Origin of the sequence: Acidovorax sp. M2(2025), assembly GCF_049330835.1 — a bacterium.
Classification (GTDB): domain Bacteria; phylum Pseudomonadota; class Gammaproteobacteria; order Burkholderiales; family Burkholderiaceae_C; genus Acidovorax.
Map to the genome: position 1 here is coordinate 743,949 of NZ_CP186262.1, position 17,474 is coordinate 761,422.

General features: G+C 71.1%; 17 protein-coding genes. 11 read left to right on the plus strand and 6 right to left on the minus strand.

All coding sequences use genetic code 11. The annotated features are described in order from the left end of the window. Positions 1-46 precede the first annotated feature (46 nt). A complete protein-coding gene (locus ACOYR3_RS03415; RefSeq protein ID WP_422845100.1) occupies positions 47-781 on the plus strand; it encodes a uracil-DNA glycosylase in 735 nt (244 codons plus the stop codon). 20 nt (positions 782-801) lie between these two features. Here ACOYR3_RS03415 and ACOYR3_RS03420 read toward each other — a convergent pair whose 3' ends face one another. Then, complete coding sequence (locus tag ACOYR3_RS03420) at positions 802-1,716, minus strand: LysR family transcriptional regulator (RefSeq protein WP_422845101.1); 915 nt, start codon at positions 1,714-1,716, stop codon at positions 802-804. Between the two features lie 161 nt (positions 1,717-1,877). On the opposite strand from ACOYR3_RS03420, the gene ACOYR3_RS03425 reads away from it, so the two are divergent. Continuing rightward, positions 1,878-2,861, plus strand: coding sequence for a Bug family tripartite tricarboxylate transporter substrate binding protein (locus ACOYR3_RS03425; protein ID WP_422845102.1), 984 nt, complete (start codon positions 1,878-1,880; stop codon positions 2,859-2,861). A 146-nt stretch (positions 2,862-3,007) separates the two neighbouring features. Further along, positions 3,008-4,609, plus strand: coding sequence for a gamma-glutamyltransferase family protein (locus ACOYR3_RS03430; RefSeq protein WP_422845103.1), 1,602 nt, complete (start codon positions 3,008-3,010; stop codon positions 4,607-4,609). Between the two features lie 25 nt (positions 4,610-4,634). Here ACOYR3_RS03430 and ACOYR3_RS03435 read toward each other — a convergent pair whose 3' ends face one another. Continuing rightward, a complete protein-coding gene (locus ACOYR3_RS03435; protein ID WP_422845104.1) occupies positions 4,635-5,291 on the minus strand; it encodes a hypothetical protein in 657 nt (218 codons plus the stop codon). Positions 5,292-5,373: 82 nt separating this feature from the next. Here ACOYR3_RS03435 and ACOYR3_RS03440 point away from each other — a divergent pair, with 82 nt between their 5' ends. The 3 genes from ACOYR3_RS03440 to ACOYR3_RS03450 are packed head-to-tail and all read left to right on the plus strand — an operon-like array spanning position 5,374 to position 6,964. Next, complete coding sequence (locus tag ACOYR3_RS03440; protein ID WP_422845105.1) at positions 5,374-5,976, plus strand: DUF2975 domain-containing protein; 603 nt, start codon at positions 5,374-5,376, stop codon at positions 5,974-5,976. Between the two features lie 7 nt (positions 5,977-5,983). Beyond that, complete coding sequence (locus ACOYR3_RS03445) at positions 5,984-6,226, plus strand: helix-turn-helix domain-containing protein (RefSeq protein ID WP_422845106.1); 243 nt, start codon at positions 5,984-5,986, stop codon at positions 6,224-6,226. Then, on the plus strand, positions 6,227-6,964 hold the full coding sequence (locus ACOYR3_RS03450) for a hypothetical protein (RefSeq protein ID WP_422845107.1): 738 nt from the start codon (positions 6,227-6,229) through the stop codon (positions 6,962-6,964). Positions 6,965-7,010: 46 nt separating this feature from the next. Here ACOYR3_RS03450 and queA read toward each other — a convergent pair whose 3' ends face one another. From queA to ACOYR3_RS03465, 3 genes are all read right to left on the minus strand, one after another. Next, positions 7,011-8,120 carry a tRNA preQ1(34) S-adenosylmethionine ribosyltransferase-isomerase QueA gene (gene queA / locus ACOYR3_RS03455; protein ID WP_422845108.1) on the minus strand — a complete coding sequence of 370 codons (1,110 nt, stop codon included), beginning with the start codon at positions 8,118-8,120 and terminating at the stop codon, positions 7,011-7,013. Positions 8,121-8,249: 129 nt separating this feature from the next. Continuing rightward, a complete protein-coding gene (locus ACOYR3_RS03460; RefSeq protein WP_422845109.1) occupies positions 8,250-9,212 on the minus strand; it encodes a 1-phosphofructokinase family hexose kinase in 963 nt (320 codons plus the stop codon). A 40-nt stretch (positions 9,213-9,252) separates the two neighbouring features. Further along, positions 9,253-10,533, minus strand: coding sequence for an HD-GYP domain-containing protein (locus ACOYR3_RS03465; protein ID WP_422845110.1), 1,281 nt, complete (start codon positions 10,531-10,533; stop codon positions 9,253-9,255). Positions 10,534-10,648: 115 nt separating this feature from the next. Between ACOYR3_RS03465 and recG the strand changes: the two genes are divergently transcribed. The 5 genes from recG (at position 10,649) to ACOYR3_RS03490 (ending at position 16,200) form a co-directional block, all read left to right on the plus strand. Further along, positions 10,649-12,814, plus strand: a complete 2,166-nt coding sequence (gene recG, locus ACOYR3_RS03470; protein ID WP_422845111.1) for an ATP-dependent DNA helicase RecG — start codon at positions 10,649-10,651, stop codon at positions 12,812-12,814. A gap of 53 nt (positions 12,815-12,867) precedes the next feature. Next, positions 12,868-13,980 carry a hypothetical protein gene (locus ACOYR3_RS03475; RefSeq protein WP_422845112.1) on the plus strand — a complete coding sequence of 371 codons (1,113 nt, stop codon included), beginning with the start codon at positions 12,868-12,870 and terminating at the stop codon, positions 13,978-13,980. Further along, positions 13,977-14,942 carry a LysR substrate-binding domain-containing protein gene (locus ACOYR3_RS03480; RefSeq protein WP_422845113.1) on the plus strand — a complete coding sequence of 322 codons (966 nt, stop codon included), beginning with the start codon at positions 13,977-13,979 and terminating at the stop codon, positions 14,940-14,942. Before ACOYR3_RS03475 ends, ACOYR3_RS03480 begins: the two co-directional genes overlap by 4 nt. 211 nt (positions 14,943-15,153) lie before the next feature. Next, positions 15,154-15,657 (plus strand): Dps family protein, encoded by a 504-nt coding sequence (locus tag ACOYR3_RS03485; RefSeq protein WP_291488520.1) that lies wholly within the window; start codon positions 15,154-15,156, stop codon positions 15,655-15,657. A gap of 171 nt (positions 15,658-15,828) precedes the next feature. Continuing rightward, the gene (locus ACOYR3_RS03490; RefSeq protein ID WP_422845114.1) at positions 15,829-16,200 is read left to right on the plus strand and encodes a response regulator; all 372 of its coding nucleotides are present in this window, start codon (positions 15,829-15,831) and stop codon (positions 16,198-16,200) included. 73 nt (positions 16,201-16,273) lie between these two features. Here the strand turns inward: ACOYR3_RS03490 and ACOYR3_RS03495 are convergent, their stop codons facing one another. Continuing rightward, entirely contained in the window at positions 16,274-17,464 is a 1,191-nt protein-coding gene (locus tag ACOYR3_RS03495; protein ID WP_422845115.1) for a hybrid sensor histidine kinase/response regulator, read from the minus strand. Between the last annotated feature and the right edge of the window lie 10 nt (positions 17,465-17,474).

The window sequence follows — 17,474 nt, forward strand, 5'->3', positions numbered from 1 at the left end:
ATAGCTGCTTGCGCTTGACTGGAAAGCGCTGGAGGCCATTTTGACCATGAGTACGGATTCCCACGGCAACGCACCCGACCAACTGCCAAACCAGTTGCCCGACGCCAACCCTGCCCACTGGCCTGTGGCCCCGGGCTGGCAGCCGGTGGTGCAGGGGTTCTTCGAGAGCCCGGTGGGGCACAAGCTGCTGGCGTTCCTGCAAAGCCGGGTGGACGCGGGGGCCAGCATCTTCCCGCCCCGCCCGCTGCGCGCGCTGGAGCTGACCCCGCCCGAGGCCGTGCGCGTGGTCATCCTGGGGCAGGACCCGTACCACGGCCGCGGCCAGGCCGAGGGGCTGGCCTTCTCGGTGGCGCCCGGCGTGCGCCTGCCGCCCTCGCTGCAGAACATCTTCAAGGAAATGCAGCGCGACCTGGGCACGCCGTTTCCGCCGTTCCCCGACCCTGGCGGCAGCCTGGTGAAGTGGGCGAAAAACGGCGTGCTGCTGCTCAACACCTGCCTGACGGTGGAAGAAGGCCAGGCCGCCAGCCACGCCGGCAAGGGCTGGGAGGTGCTCACCGACGCCGTGATCCGCCATGTGGCCGAAGGCCCGCGCCCGGTGGTGTTCATGCTGTGGGGCTCGCACGCGCAGTCCAAGCGCGCGCTCATTCCGCAGGACCGGGGGCATCTGCTGCTGATGTCCAACCACCCGTCGCCCTTGTCCGCGCTGCGTCCTCCCGTGCCCTTCATCGGCAACGGCCACTTTGGCAAGGCGCGCGACTTCCGCCAGCAGCACGGGTACTGAGCAGGGGGCAAGCGGGCGTTCTAAAACCCGCGTGCCGGCAGCTGCTCCCGCAGAAGTTCCAGAAACGCCTGCGCCGCCACCGGCAGGCTGCGCCCCGCCAGGGTCTGGATCTCGATGTCGCGCAGGTCCATCCCGGGGTCGCTGATGGGCCGCGCCACGAGGGCGCGCTCGGCCACCAGGTGCCGCGCCGCGATCTCGCTGGCCACCGACAGCCCGCCGCCGCTGGCGACGAAGTTCAGCACCGTCTTGGCGTGGTTGCTGATGAGCACGGGCGCCAGCTGCAGGCCCTGGCGGCTGCAGACGATGTCGATCATCTGGCGCACCGTGGTTTCGGCCGGGGGCAGGGCCAGCGGGTACGCGGCCATCTGTGCCAGCGTCACCTGGCGCGCGCGTGCCAGCCGGTGGCCGGGCGGCAGCAGGGCCAGCACCGGGGCGCTCTGGCGGTAGGCCACCGCGATGTCCTGGTGCGGCGCGCGGCTGAAGCACAGGCCGATGTCGGCCGCGCCGCTGCGCACCGCGTCGGGCACCTGGGCCGTGGGCAGCGATATCACGCTGAACTGGATGCCCGCGTGGGTGCGCTGGAACTCCACGCACAGGCGCGGCACCAGCTCGTTGGCAAACGCGTCGGAGGTGGCCAGGCGCACCTGGCCTGCGCGCAACCCCTGCAGCGCGCCGATCTCGCCCAGCGCGCGTTCAGCGTCCAGCGCGCTGCGCCGCGCATGCAGGGCCAGGATTTCGCCCGCCGCCGTCAGCACCATGCCGCGCGGGTGGCGCTCGAACAGCGGCGTGCCCAGCTGGGCCTCCAGCCCCGCAATCTGGCGGCTCAGGGCCGAGGCGGCCACGTGCAGGCGGGCCGAGGCCTCGGTGAGCGAACCGCTTTCGGCCACTTCTAAAAAGTAGCGCAGCGTGGTGTCTTGCAGCAGATGGGCGCGCATGGGCCGGGGCGGGAGGGTGGAGGCGCGCAGTATGCGCCGGTTTGCCGCTGCGGCAAAGCCGCTTGCCGAAATGCTGGTAGTCAAGCAAGGCACGGCTTCCTAAGATGGCTGTCTCAATTCTGGGTGTGTGTTGTTCTCGACTACTTTGCTGGAGGGCTGGTATGCGTCTGATTTCCTGGGGCCGTGGTGTCTGGGGCCTGGCCGGCCTGCTCGTGCTGGCCTCGGCCGCGCAGGCGCAAGCCAACTGGCCGGACCGGCCGGTACGGGTCATCGTGCCCTTTCCGGCCAGCGGCGCAACCGATCTGGTGGCCCGTGTCGTCGCCCAGCGCGTGGCGGCCGACCTGGGCCAGCAGCTGGTGGTGGACAACAAGCCCGGCGCGGGCGGCACGCTGGGCACGGCCGAGGCGGCCAAGGCTGCGCCCGACGGCTACACCCTGCTGTTGACCACCAGCAGCACGCACGCCATCTCGCCCCACCTCATGCCCAAGCTGGCCTACGACCCACGCAAGGACTTCACGCCCGTGGCCCACGTGGCCGATGCGCCCAGTGTGCTGCTGGTAACCAATTCGCTGCCGGTCAAGACCGTGGGGGAGCTCATTGCCTATGCCAAGGCGCATCCCGGCAAGCTCAACTACGCCACCAGCGGCAACGGCACCATCGTGCACCTGAACACCGCCGCCTTCAGCGCGCAGGCGGGTGTGGAAATGACCCACATCCCCTACAAAGGCACGGCGCTGGCCATTCCGGACCTGATCGCCGGCCAGACGCATGTGCTGTTCGACTCCCTGCCCACCGGCATGCCCCACGCCAAGGCCGGCCGCCTGCGCGCCCTGGCCGTGACCAGCGAAAAACGCAGCACCCTGGCGCCCGAGCTGCCCACGCTGGCCGAATCCGGCCTGCCCGGCTATTCGTCGGTGACGTGGTTTGGCGTGTACCTGCCCGCAGGCGCGCCGCCCGCCCTGGTGGACAAGGTGCACAAGGCGTTTGCCAAGGCCGTGCAGGCGCCCGACGTAGCGGCCAGCCTGGCCAAGCTGGGCGTGGAGCCCGCCGCCCCCAGCACGCCCGCGCAGTTTGGCGCCATGGTGCAGGCCGACAGCAACCGCTGGGCCACCGTCATTCGGCAGCACAAGATAAGCATTGAATAATCCCCCTGAGTCGCCTTCGGCGCCTTCCCCCAAGGGGGACGACGCCTTCGGTGCGGGGCGGCCCTTCCTCGGCGTCCCTCGCCTGCGCCTTGCTCGATTTACCCGTGTCTGGCTCACCGGACACAGGCCCTGGAGACACACGCTTTATGAATTCCAATTCCCTCGACTGGTCCCTTCCCTACGCGTCCCACCGCAGCGCGGTCATGGGGCGCAACGTGGTCTCCAGTTCGCAGCCGCTGGCGGCGCAGGCGGGCCTGCGCATGCTGCTGGCCGGTGGCAATGCGGTGGACGCTGCCCTTGCCGCCGCCATGGCGCTCACGGTGGTGGAGCCCACGGGCTGCGGCCTGGGCAGCGACGGCTTTGCCATCGTGTGGGACGGCAAGGAGCTGCACGGCCTCAATGCTTCGGGCCGCTCGCCTGCGGCGTGGACGCCGGAGTATTTTGAAAAGCTGGGCGGCATTCCCGAGACGGGGTGGAACGCCGTCACCGTGCCCGGCGCGGTGTCGGCCTGGGTGGCGCTGTCCAAGCGCCTGGGCAAGCTGCCGTTTGCGCAGCTGGCGCAGCCCGCCATCGACTACGCGCGCAACGGCTTTCCGGTGTCGCCCACCATCGCCCGCCTGTGGGCGCTGGGCGCGGCCAAGCTGGGCACGCAGCCCGGGTTTGCCGAGTGCTTCATGCCGAATGGTCGTGTGCCCCAGGCGGGCGAGATCTTCCGCAGCGAAGCCCATGCGCGCACGCTGGAGCTGATCGCCGAAACCGAGGGCGAGGCGTTCTACCGCGGCGTGATTGCCGAGCGCATCGCCGCCCATGCGCAAGCCAACGGCGGCGCCATGACGATGGCCGACCTGGCCGCGCACCGGGCCGACTGGGTGGGCACCATCCAGCAGCGTTTTGGCGATTCGGTCATCCACGAGATTCCGCCCAACGGCCAGGGCATTGCGGCGCTGATGGCGCTGGGCATGCTCGACGCCCATGGCGTCGGGGCCCACCCGGTGGACGACGTGGAGACCGTGCACGCCAGCATCGAAGCCATGAAGCTCGCGTTTGCCGACCTGCACCAGTACAACGCGGACATCGACGCCATGCCGGTGAAGCCCGATGCGCTGCTGAACCCCGACTACCTGCGCAGCCGCGCCGCGCTGATCGACACCACGCGTGCTGGCGACCCTGGCTACGGCGCGCCACGCCCCGGCGGCACGGTGTACCTGGCAGCGGCCGACGCGTCCGGCATGATGGTCTCGTTCATCCAGTCCAACTACATGGGCTTTGGCTCGGGCGTGGTGGTCCCGGGCACGGGCATCAGCCTGCAGAACCGGGGCCACGGCTTCAACCTGATCCCGGGCCACGCCAACCAGGTGGCGCCGCGCAAGCGCCCCTCGCACACCATCATCCCGGCCTTTGCCATGCATGCCGACGGCACGCCGCAGATGGCCTTTGGCGTGATGGGCGGCCCCATGCAGAGCCAGGGCCACACCCAGATGGCGCTGCGCGTGCTGCGCTACGGCCAGAACCCGCAGGCCGCCGCCGATGCACCCCGCTGGCGCGTGACGGGCGGCAAGGGCGTGGCCGTGGAGCCGGGCTTTGACCCCGCCGTGATCGAAGCGCTGCGCGCGCGCGGCCACGAGGTGACGGTGGAACATGGCAACGGCGTATTCGCCTTTGGCGGCGCGCAGCTGGTGCTGAAAAATGGCGCCAGCTACATCGCCGGGTCCGACCCGCGCAAGGACGGGCACGCCGTCGCGTTCTGACGGTGCACGCAACGGTGCGCGGCGGTCAGCCCGCCGCGCAGTCCGGAAACCGCTTCTTCAGCTCCTCTGCCGGCAGGAGTTCCGCCACGTCCCGGTTGCGCACGATGGGGAGGTAGTCGCCCGGCGCGGTAAAGCGGATCAGTGTGCTCACCTCCCGGTTGCGCAGGCCGCTGTGCTGGCAACCGGCCAGCTCCAGCCCCAGGGCCAGTTCGCGTTTCCCGTCGTCGGTGCCCTTCCAGGCCAGGGCGGTGGCGCGCAGCGCCTGCAGCCGGGGCAGGGCGGCCGGGTCGATGCGCCAGACCTGCACCATGGCCTGCGGGCCGTCGTACGCGGCCAGCGGGCTGCGCTCGGCCGCGCTGCGCAGCTCCTGCAGCGGGAGCTTCTCTTCCAATCGCTCGGTGGCCGCGCCGCCATTGGGCTGGCGCACCTTGCGCGACACGCTGACCGTGAGCACCAGCGCATGGCCGTCGAGCTGCAGCGCCGGGGCATGCACCACCGCCGCGCGCAATGCGGCCGGGTCCAGCGTCTCCAGGTTCAGGCGGCGCAGTTGCCACAACGACGACACCGGGATGCTGCCGCAGGCGGCCAGCGCCAGCGTGGCCAGCGCGGCGGCGGTGGTGGTACGCGCAGTCCGCAAGGCGGAGCGCCTGGGGTGGGCGGTGGAGGCAGGCTGTTGGAACATGGTGGTGGTTGAGGGGGGGGCTTGAATTTCTGTGCGACGGTATATTATTATTGTTTTACAGTAATTTTTACGGAACCGTGTCATGTCTTCTTCTTCTTCACGCACCGCAGGGTCCCCCGTGCAGAGCCCGTCGTTTCGGCGCTTGGCCTGGGGGTTGCTGGCGCTCAGCTGGACCTGTGCGGGGGCGTCGTTCGCGCTGTCGCTGCTGCGGTGGGCAGCCATCGGGCACGCCGAGGGCTGGGGCGGCTGGATGCCCGTGGGGCTGGTGCCCGCGCAGGCGCAGCTGGCGGGGCTGACCCCGCCCGCGTCCATGGACACGCCCTGGCGCTGGGTGGGCGTGGCGCTGGAGTGCATTCCCGCGGCGGCCATGTTCTACACCGTGCTGTGCGTGCACCGCATCTGCCGCGCCTTCCTGGCGGGCGAGGTGTTTGGCGCCACCGTCGTGGCGGGGTTTCACGGCGTGGGCCGGGGGTTTCTGGCGATGTTCGTGACCTCGCTGCTCTACCAGGTCGGGGTCACCGCGCTGCTGTCGTGGCTGGCCTCGGGGCAGAACGGCGGAATGATCGCGCTGGGGGTGGGGCCGTTTGAGGTCAGCACCCTGGTGGTGGGGCTGATGATGCTGCTGCTGGCCCATGTGCTGGCCGAGGGGCGCCGCCTCCAGGCCGAAGCGGATGCATTTGTCTGAGCACGCCATGCCCATTGTTGTCACCCTGGATGAAATGCTCGTGCGCCGCAAGGTCAAGTCGCGTGACCTGGCGGCCCATGTCGGCATCACCGAAGCCAATCTGTCCCTGCTCAAGAGCGGCAAGGTCAAGGGCGTGCGCTTTGAAACCCTGTCGGCCATCTGCGAATACCTGCAGTGCCAGCCCGGCGACCTGCTGGCGTGGGTGGACGATGGGGGCGCCCCGGAGGGCGCGGCCGGCGAAGGCGGCTGAGTGCGGTCCACCCGCCATGGCGCCGCGTGGGGGCGCGTGCGCCCCGGGCGCGTGGCGTGCGCGGTGCTGGCCTCCCTGCTGCTGCACGGGGCCGTGTTCACGGCATGGCATGGGCAGCGCCCGCACGGCGCGCCCGCGTTGCCAGTGCCGCGCCAGGCGATGGAGGTACTGTGGATCGCCGCGGCGCCCGCGGCCACGGCCCCGCCCGCGCCGCAGCCCGTGGCGCGGCCTTCAGCGTTGTTGCAAGCCCAGGCCGCCGCCAAGACGCCGGTGGCGTCCTTGCGCCCGTCCCGCCCCCCGCCGCCCGGGCCTGCCGCCGCCGCGCCCCCTGAAGCCGCCTTGCCGGCCGCGCCGGGGCCGCGCGCTGACGCAGTGGCCGATGCCATGACCGCTGCAGCACCACCGCCGCAGCGTGCCGCCTCCGACAGCGCGGTGCCCGACAGGCCGGTGCAGTGGAGCGCGGAGGCCGTAGGCCGCGCGGACCGGCAGGAGCGCGCCTGGCAGCGGCGCCATGGCGCCACTCCGGCGGCGCAGCTTGCGGCCGGGGCGGGCAGCGCGGGAACCCCTTCGCCGGGCGGCCCGCTGGCCCCCCGCGAATGGCGCGGCGGCGACGGTGCCCGCGTGGCGCAGGGGCAGGGCCTGGGCGGCAGCACCTACTGCGTGCGCGTACCTTCGGCCAACCGCCTGCCCGAGCTGGGCGCCGCACCGCGCGTGGCGCCCGTGACCAACTGCCCCTGACGGGGCGTTCGCACTGCCGATTTCTCGGATTCAGCGGACTAGTGCGTCAGCCGCCCGGGGTGCGCTCCAGCAGCATCGCGTCGCCGTAGCTGAAGAAGCGGTACTGCTGCGCAATCGCGTGGCGGTACAGCCCCATGGCGTGCGCATAGCCCGCGAAGGCGCTCACCAGCATCATCAGCGTGCTCTTGGGCAGGTGGAAGTTGGTGATGAGCAGGTCCACCACCTGGAAGGCGAAGCCCGGCGTGATGAAGATGTCGGTGTCGCCCGTGGTCTGCCCGGAGCGCGCCCAGGACTCGAGCGTGCGCACGGTCGTGGTGCCCACGGCCACCACGCGTCCGCCGCGCTGGCGGCAGCGCTCCAGCGCGGCCAGGGTGGCCAGCGGCACCTCGTACCACTCGCTGTGCATCTGGTGCTCGGCCAGGTTCTCGGTCTTCACGGGCTGGAAGGTGCCCGCGCCCACGTGCAGCGTGACGCTGGCGCGCTCGATGCCGCGCGCGGCCAGCCCGGCCAGCACCCCGTCGTCAAAGTGCAGCGCGGCCGTGGGTGCGGCCACGGCACCGGGAGCGCGCGCAAACACGGTCTGGTAACGCTCGCTGTCTTCGGCTTCGTCCGGGTCGTGGTCGGCGTTCTGCTGGCGCTCGATATAGGGCGGCAGCGGCAGGTGGCCGTGGCGCTCCATCAGCTCCCAGGGCGACTCGCCTGCGGGGCCGTGCAGCGCAAAGCGGAACAGCGGGCCGTCTTCCGTGGGCCAGCGCGACAGCAGCGTGGCGTCAAAGCCGCCCGCCTGGCGGCCGCCGGCCAGGTGCACGGTGCTGCCGGGCAGGGGCTTCTTGCTGACCTTCATGTGGGCGACCACTTCGTTGCCGGTCAGCACGCGCTCGATCAGCAGCTCCAGCTTGCCGCCGCTGGCCTTCTCGCCAAAGACGCGCGCCTTGACCACGCGGGTGTCGTTGAAGACCAGCAGGTCGCCTTCGCGCAGCAGGCCGGGCAGGTCGCGGAAGATGCGGTCCACCGGCTGCTGCGCCCGGCCGTCCAGCAGGCGCGAGGCGCTGCGCTCGGCGGCAGGGTGCTGGGCTATGAGTTCAGGAGGCAGCGAGAAGTCGAAGTCGCTGAGGGTGAAGGCGTGTGGCGCTGCGGCCAAAGAGAGATCGGTCATGGTGCTTGAGGGCCGGACAGGCCCGTGCCAAGGGAGCGGCAGACAACAAAGAAACGGAAAAACGAAGCGCGCGATTGTCCCACGCGCTCCATCGCCGCGCTGGCGGTGGACCTGACCGGGGGGCGGGCGTCAGCCGTTCAGCGGCACCAGCGTGGGTGGCGGCACCTGGGCCACCAGGCGCTGCACGTCGGCCGCCTGCGCCAGCGACGTGCCTGGTGCCAGCAGCGCCGCAGCGCCCGCCGCCGTGCCCCAGCGCAGGGCGTCGGGCGGCGGCAGGCCGCGGTCCAGCGACCACAGCAGCACGGCCAGAAAGCAGTCGCCCGCGCCGGTGGTGCCGCTGGCGGCGGGCACGGGCAGGGCGGGCGCCTGCCACACCCCGTCCCGGGTGGCCAGCACCGCCCCCTGTTCCCCCGCGGACAAGGCCACAGCCTCGGCCGCGCCGCTGCGCACCAGTGACCGTGCGGCCTGGCACCAGGCCACGGGCTCGGCCAGCGGCTGCTGCACCAGTTCGCGCAGCTCGCGCAGGCTGGGCTTGACCAGCGCGACGCCGGCCTGCAGCGCGGCCGACAGGGCCGCGCCCGAGGTGTCCAGTGCCACGCGCACGCCCCGCGCCGCCAGGGCGCGGGCCACGCGGGCATAGAAATCGTCCGGCACGCCCGGCGGCAGGCTGCCGCTGGCCACCAGCCAGCGCGGCAGGGCGGCCTGCGGCAGGACGGCCAGGCCGTCCAGCACCGCCTGCCATTCGGGCGGCTGCACGGTGGGGCCGGGCAGCACGAAGCGGTACTCCTGCGCCGTGGCCGTTTCCAGCACCGAGAAGTTCTCGCGCGTGTCGCCGGCCAGCGGCCACGGCTGCACCGCCACGCCCTCGCCGGCGAGCAGCTGGACGATCTGGGCGCCCGCGGCGCCACCGGCCAGCGCCCAGGCCTGCACGTCGGCCCCCAGGCGGTGCAGCACCCGGGCCACGTTGATGCCGCCCCCGCCGGCGAACCGCTGCACGGGGCCGCAGCGCAGCTTGTGCGTGGGCTGCAGGCGGTCGGTGGTGGTGGCGAGGTCGAGCGCCGGGTTGGGCGTGAGGGTGATGAGTGCGGCCATGGCGGCGCAGCCTACCACTGTGCGGGCGGGGCGTAGCGCGCTACCAGGCCTTTTCCGCGAAGCCGGACCACAGCTCGTTCAGGTCGGGAAAGCGCCATTTTTCCGGGTCTTCGCGCGCCACGATCTTCTCGGTGCAGCCCGGCGCGGCCAGGTCCACCAGCTCGGGCGGGATGCGCAGGTCCGACTTGGTGGAATAGAACACCTTGACCTTGGGCGTGGTGAGCGCGGTGGGCGCCTGCTCGGTCACGACGCCAATGCGCCCGGACGCCAGCCGCACGAGCGAGCCCACGGGGTAGATGCCGATGCTCTTGACGAAGGCCTGGAACAGCCGCTGGTCAAAATGGTCGTTGGTCCACTCGGCCATGCGGCGCAGCGATTCGGAAGGATCCCAGCCCCGCTTGTAGGGGCGGTCGGACGTGATGGCGTCGTACACGTCGCAGATGGCCGCCATGCGGGCGATCACGCTGATCGCGTCGCCCTTGAGCTTGTCGGGGTAGCCCGATCCGTCGATCTTCTCGTGGTGGTGCAGGCAGGCGTCCAGCACCGCGTCGGGCACGTTCCCGCCTTCCTTGAGCATGTGGTAGCCCTCCACCGGGTGGCTGCGGACCACGCTGAACTCGTTGTCGGTGAGCTTGCCGGGCTTGTTCAGCACCGCCAGCGGAATGGCGGCCTTGCCCAGGTCGTGCAGCAGCCCGGCCAGGCCGGCCAGGCGGGTCTGCTCGTCGTTGAGCTTGAGCTGCTTGGCCAGCGCCACCATCAGCGCGCACACGGCCACCGAGTGCATGTAGGTGTAGTCGTCTGCCGTCTTCAGGCGCGCCAGGCTGATGAGCGCGCCGGGGTTGCGCGTCACGGAGTCGGAGATCTCCTGCACCAGGCTCTGGGCGCCGGCCGAGTCCACGGCGCGGCCCATGCGCGCCTCGTTGAACATGGACACCACGGCGGTCTTGGAGCGCACGCAGATGGCGGCGGCGCGCTTGAGCTCGCTGTGCATGTCCTTGGGCGCCTGGTCGCGCGCAGGCGGGGCGGGCGGGGGCGGCAGCGTCACCTGCAGGGGCGGCAGGTCCTCCAGGCGGCTGAAGTCGGTCTCGATCTGGGCGTCCACCTCCTCGCGGGACCGCGATGCGGTGCCGGCCGCCACGTCCAGTCCCTTGGACGTGTCGATCCAGCACTCCTGGATCGCCGTGGCCTGGATGCGCTCGAGATCCTTGGGGTCCTTCAGCAGGAACTTGGCCCGCCAGAAGGGATGGTCCATCCACGACCCGCAGAACTCATGGAGGTACATGCCCAGGGTGAGATGTTGGATATGAATGCGCTTGAGCATGGAAAAACCGAAACCCGAAAACCTGCCGCGTGCCGAGACACCTGATTGTGAGCAATGGTAACCATGGTAGCCTTTTTGGCTCCGCCCGGTCCGCGCAGCCCCACTTTCCTCTTTCATGCCCACGAATCCACCGTCCCCCGCGCCCCAGGCTGCACCGCGTGCGGCGCGGCGCCCGGTAGCCGCCGGCGCGGCCGGGGTGTCGGTGGCCCAGAAGGCCCTGCACAAGCTGGGCCTGGTGCGCGACATCGACCTGGCCCTGCACCTGCCGCTGCGCTACGAGGACGAAACCCGCATCACCCCCCTGGCCAGCGCCCGCGACGGGCAGACCGTGCAGATCGAGGCCACCGTCACGGCCAGCGACGTGCAGCTGCGCCCGCGCCGCCAGCTGGTGGTGCAGGTGGACGACGGCTCGGCCACTTGCGAGCTGCGCTTCTTCAGCTTCTACCCCTCGCACCAGAAGACCCTGGCCGTGGGCGCGCGTCTGCGCATCCGCGGCGAGGTCAAGGGCGGCTTCTGGGGGCGGCAGATGCTGCACCCGGCCTTTCGCCAGGCCGGGGGCGAGCTGCCCGCCGCGCTCACCCCGGTCTACCCCACCACGGCCGGCCTGCCCCAGCCCTACCTGCGGCGCGCCGTGGTGAGCGCGCTGGCGCGGGCCGACCTGTCGGACACGCTGCCGCCCGGCGTGGAGCCGCCGGTGGCTAGTTTTTATGGCAAAAACGGCCTCCAGCGCTTGTGCAGCCTGCGCGAGGCGCTCACTTTTTTGCACCATCCCACGCCCGACGTGGCCCTGTCCACGCTGGAAGACCACAGCCACCCGGCCTGGCAGCGCCTGAAGGCCGAGGAACTGCTGGCCCAGCAGCTCTCGCAGCACCAATCGCGCCGCGAGCGCGACCGCCTGCGTGCGCCGGTGCTGCGCCCGCAGCCTGTGCAGGGCACGGCGCTGCCCCTGCACGAGCAGCTGCTGGCCGTGCTGCCCTTTGGCCTCACCGCCGCGCAGCGCCGCGTGGGCGAGGAGATCGCGGCCGACCTGGCGCGCCCCGTGCCCATGCACCGGCTGCTGCAGGGCGACGTGGGCTCGGGCAAGACGGTGGTCTCGGCCCTGGCCGCCTGCGTGGCCATGGACGCGGGCTGGCAGTGCGCGCTGATGGCACCCACCGAGATCCTGGCCGAGCAGCACTTCGCCAAGATGATCGGCTGGCTGGAGCCGCTGCTGCCCGCGCGCGGGCGCAAGGTGGCCTGGCTCGTGGGCGGGCAGAAGAAAAAGGAGCGCACCGCCATGCTCGCCCTGGTGGAAAGCGGCGAGGCCGCGCTGGTGGTGGGCACCCATGCCGTCATCCAGGAGCAGGTGCGCTTCAAGAACCTGGCCCTGGCCATCATCGACGAGCAGCACCGCTTTGGCGTGGCGCAGCGGCTGGCCTTGCGCAAGAAGCTCGCAGCGCACGGCATGGAGCCGCACATGCTGATGATGAGCGCGACGCCCATTCCGCGCACCCTGGCCATGAGCTATTACGCCGACCTGGATGTGTCCGTCATCGACGAGCTGCCCCCCGGCCGTACGCCCATCGTCACCAAGCTGATTGCCGACAGCCGCAAGGACGAAGTCATCGAGCGCATCGGCGCGCAGGTGGCGGCCGGGCGGCAGGTGTACTGGGTGTGCCCGCTGATCGAAGAAAGCGAGGCGCTGGACCTCTCCAATGCCACCGCCACGCACGCCGATCTGAGCGAGGCCTTGCAGGGCGTGATGGTCGGCCTGCTGCACTCGCGCATGCCCGCCGCCGAGAAGAAGGCCGTGATGGCGCTCTTCACCAGCGGCCAGATGGGCGTGCTGGTTTCCACCACCGTGATCGAGGTGGGCGTGGACGTGCCCAACGCCTCCCTCATGGTGATCGAGCATGCCGAGCGCTTCGGCCTGTCGCAGCTGCACCAGCTGCGCGGCCGGGTGGGGCGGGGCGCGGCGGCGTCGGCCTGCGTGCTGCTGTACGCCACCAACGACAGCGGCCGCGTGGGCGAGACCGCCAAGGAGCGCCTGCGCGCCATGGCCGAGACCAACGACGGTTTCGAGATCGCCCGGCGCGACCTGGAGATCCGCGGCCCCGGCGAATTTTTGGGTGCGCGCCAGTCGGGCGACGCGCTGCTGCGCTTTGCCGACCTGGCCACCGACACGCTCTTGCTGGAATGGGCGCGCGCGCTGGCGCCGCAGATGCTGGACCGCCACCCGGACCTGGCCGCCAGGCACGTGGCGCGGTGGCTGGGCGGCAAGTCCGATTACCTCAAGGCGTGAGAGCGGTGCATGCGCCCGCCGCCGGCCCCCATCCCCCCGTGAACGGAAGTCCTGTGAACCCCCTTGCCCCTTCGACCGCAGCCCTGCCCACGACCAGCACGCCGCCCCGGGCGGTGCGCGCAGCCTGGGTGCGCGACGCGGCCTACCGCGACCGCGCCGTGCGCCTGGGCCTCATCGACCGTCCGGCCTGGGCGCGGTTCCTGGCGCCGCTGTGGCTGGGGCTGGGCGTTGTGCTGGTGTTCTCGCCCTGGGGCGCCTTGGGCATCCTGTACGGCGGCGAACCTCTGGCATTGCGCTGGCCCGCCGTCGTGCTGGCCGGCCTGCTGCTGGGCCTGGGCGGCGTGCAGACCTTCCATGCGCAGCGGCGCGCCACCGCCCGCCACTACGCGTTTGCGGGCGACACCACGCGCTGGGAGTTCTCGGCCGCGGGGCTCGCCTACCGGATGGAGGCGCCCGACGGCACGCTGCGCCACGCGGCCTCGTCCCAATGGAACTGGTTTCGCGCCGTGGCCGTGGACCGCACGGGCCTGCGGCTGTACCGGCGGGGCACCGTGGAGTCGTACTTCGTCCCCGCCACGGCGCTGGCCCAGCCGGGCCAGGAGCCTGTGTGGGCGCAGCAGGCGTTGGTGGCCTGGGCGCGCGAGGCCGGGCTGACGGTGCGCCAGCTGCCTGCGCGGGACACCGCGGGCCTGCTGGGCATGGTGGCCAGCGCCAGCCTGCTGGTCGGCCTGGCCCTGGTGCACGCCGCCATGGTGGCGGCGCTGCCGCATCTGCGGTGGGGGCGCGTGTCGGCGCTGTTCTTCTCGGGGGTGGACACCTTCTGGTGGGCGGCCGTGCCATGTGCGATGGCGGTGGTCGCGCTGCACCTGCTGCTGGCGCGCCAGCAGGTGCGCAGCGCGCCGCAGCGGGACCTGCCGCTGCTGCTGCCGCACCTGGCCCTGGCGCTGTGCTGGGGCGCCCTGCTGCTGGCGGGCCTGCAGGCGCTGCGGGGCCTGGTGTTCGACGACGCGCTGGCGCGCAGCACGTTTGCCGTGCCCGGGCCCGTGCTGGTGGTGGCGGTGTTCGTGCTGCTCACGGGCTTTGTGGTGCACCGGGCCTTCGCGGCGCCCTGGGCAGCGCGGCAGGTTGCGTTGCACAATGACGTGCCAGGACCCTCCTCGACATGACCCTCACCGAACTCAAATACATCGTCGCCGTGGCCCGCGAAAAGCACTTCGGCCACGCGGCCGATGCGTGCTACGTGTCGCAGCCCACGCTGTCGGTCGCGATCAAGAAGCTGGAAGAAGAACTGGACGTGAAGCTCTTCGAGCGCAGCGCGGGCGAGGTCACCGTCACCCCCCTGGGCGAGGAGATCGTGCGGCAGGCGCAGAGCGTGCTGGAGCAGGCCGCCGCCATCAAGGAAATCGCCAAGCGCGGCAAGGACCCGCTGGCCGGCCCTCTCACGCTGGGCGTGATCTACACCATCGGCCCGTACCTGCTGCCCGAGCTGGTGCGCCACTCCATCGCCCGCACGCCGCAGATGCCGCTGATGCTGCAGGAGAACTTCACCGTCAAGCTGCTGGAGATGCTGCGCACCGGCGAGATCGACTGCGCCATCCTGGCCGAGCCCTTTCCCGACACCGGTCTGGCCGTGGCGCCGCTGTACGACGAGCCGTTCATGGCGGCCGTTCCCAGCGCGCATCCGCTGGCATCCCGCAAGTCGGTGAGCGCCGAGGAGCTCAAGAGCGAAACCATGCTGCTGCTGGGTGCGGGCCACTGCTTTCGCGACCATGTGCTGGAGGTCTGCCCCGAGTTCGCGCGCTTTTCCAGCAATGCGGAGGGCATCCGCAAATCGTTCGAGGGCTCGTCGCTGGAAACCATCAAGCACATGGTGGCGGCCGGCATGGGCGTGACCCTGGTGCCGCGCCTGTCGGTGCCGCGCGATGCGCTGCTCACCGTGTCCCGCCGCCGCAAGAGCGACGAGACCTATGTGCGCTATCTCCCCATCCGCGAGGCGGACGGCGGCGCGCCGCCCATGCGCCGGGTGGTGCTGGCCTGGCGGCGCAGCTTCACGCGCTATGAAGCCATCGCCGCGCTGCGCAATGCCATCTATGCGTGCGAGCTGCCCGGAGTCACGCGGCTGTCCTGATCCGGCACCGCGCCCGCGCGGCCGGGCCCGCAAGTCCGGGTGCCGCACTACGGCTTGCGGCGAAACGCGGCGCGGCGCTGCGGGCTTGGGCTACAGTGGTCCGGTGCACCGCCGGGATCTCGGCGGCCGGCGTTGCGCCCTGCCGGGCGCCCCGTTGTCTTTGGCCTTTACTTCTTCGCCTTCTTCATTCACTTCACCTCAGGAGCACTCCATGGCAAAAGCCCCCAAGAACATCTCCGCCCCCTCCATCAACATCGGCATCAGCGACAAGGACCGTGCTGCCATTGCCCAGGGCCTGTCGCGCCTGCTGGCCGACACCTACACCCTGTACCTGACCACCCACAACTTCCACTGGAACGTGACCGGCCCCATGTTCAACACGCTGCACACCATGTTCATGGTGCAGTACACCGAACTGTGGAATGCGGTGGACCCGATCGCCGAGCGCATCCGCTCGCTGGGCCATGTGGCCCCCGGCTCGTACGCCGAATTCGGCAAGCTGGCCACCGTGCCCGACGCGCCCGCCAAGCCGCCCAAGGCGATGGACATGGTGCGCGTGCTGGTGGAGGGCCACGAGGCCGTGGCCCGCACCGCGCGCAACCTCTTCCCCCTGGCCGACAAGGCCAGCGACGAACCCACGGCCGACCTGCTGACCCAGCGCCTCACGGTGCACGAGCAGACGGCGTGGATGCTGCGCTCGCTGCTCGAAGAGTGACGCCCCCGGCCGCCGGGCCGGCCTGCGCGGCAGGCGCCCGGCGCAGCGGATGCAAAAAAATGTGACCGAACTGCGCGTTGTCCTACATGCCCGCGCCGCCCGGCTGGGCAAAGATCGCTGCCTTGGGCATGCCCCCTGGCGGGGCATGGTGGGGACAATCTGCGGTGATGTATGCGAATCCTGTACGTGGAAGACAATCCCGAGCTGCGTGAGACCATCGGCGCGCTCATGGAAGGCGAAGGCCAGACCGTGACCGCGGTGGCCTCCGCCGAAGAGGCGCTGGAGCTGGAGGCACGGCAGCCTTTTGACGTGCTGGTGTCCGACGTCAGCCTGCCCGGCCTGTCGGGCACGGATCTCGCCCGCAAGGTGCTTGCCAACGATCCCCACCGCTGGGTGGTGCTGTGCTCGGGCTACGAGCTGGGGCACTACCCCGGCGCCTGGGGCCCCAATGTGCGGGCCCTGCTCAAGCCTTTCGACGTGGAGGAGCTGGAGTCCCTGCTCGGCTCCATCCGCGCATCGGTGCAAGGCCGCGCCGCCGCGTAACCGGCGTCGCCGTAGCCTGCGGGGCCACTGCCCAGCGCCCTCCCGCGCCCGGGTCGGCCGTGGCGCCCACGTGTCAGCGCCCCGCGCCCGCAGGGCCGCCGGCAGGCACGGCAACCCGCGGCAGGCTCACGCGAAAGCGCGTGTGGCCCCCGGTGGACTCCACGGCAATGTGCCCCTGGTGCGAGCGCACGATCTGCTGGGCGATGAACAGCCCCAGGCCCAGGCCCTGGTGGCGGCCGGGCTCGCGGTCGCGCCCGCGGAAAGGGTCGAACAGCCGGGGCAGCAGCGCAGGCGGAATCGTGCCGCCGTTGGCCACCGTCACCGCCACGCAGCCGCTGTGCGTCCCGTCGATCTCGCAGCGCACGGGCACGTCCGTGTCGCCATGGTGCATGGCGTTGCCCACCAGGTTGCTCAGCACCTGGCACAGCCGCTCTCCATCCCAGACGCCCTGGGTGTCGCCGTGCGAGTGCACTTCCACGGCGCGGTCGGGGAAGGCGGATCGCACCTCCTCCAGCGTGCGCTGCACCAGCCGCTGCAGGTCCGCCGGCCCCAGGTTCAGGGCCAGGCCGCCGGCCTGGCGGATGCGGGTGACGTCCAGCAAGTCCTCGATCATGCTGCCCATGCGCTGGCTGCTGCTGAGCACGCGTTCGGCCATGGCCGCCGCCTTGTCGGGCGCGGGCTGGCGCTTGAGCACCGTGGCAGCGGCGGTAATGGACATCAGCGGCGTGCGCAGGTCGTGGCTGAGCACGGCCATGAACATCTCGTTGATGCGCAGGGCCTCGGTGCGTTCGCGCAGCTCGTGCGCCAGCGCCTGCTTGCGGCGGTGCAGCTCGAAGAACACCTGGGCCTTGCTGGTGAGCATGTGCGGGTCGATGGGCTTGTACAGAAAGTCCACCGCGCCGCTTTCGTAGCCCCGGAACTGCCAGTTCTGCTCGCGCGTCCCGGCGGTCATGAAGATCAGCGGGATGTGCCGCGTGCGCTCGCTGCCGCGGACCAGCTCGGCCAGCTCGAAGCCGTTCATCTCGGGCATCTGCACGTCCAGCAGCGCCAGGGCCACGTCCTCATGGGCCAGCAGCAGCTCCAGCGCCGCGGCGCCGGAGGAGGCCTTGAGGATCTGCACGTCGGGGCGCTGCAGCAGTGCCTCCAGGGCGATGAGGTTCTCCTCGACATCGTCCACCAGCAGGCATTTGATGCGGTCGGCGGCAGGGGCGGCCACCGGGGCGGGCACGGCGTTGGCAGGGGGCAGGGGCGTGTGGGAGCACATGGCAGGTCTC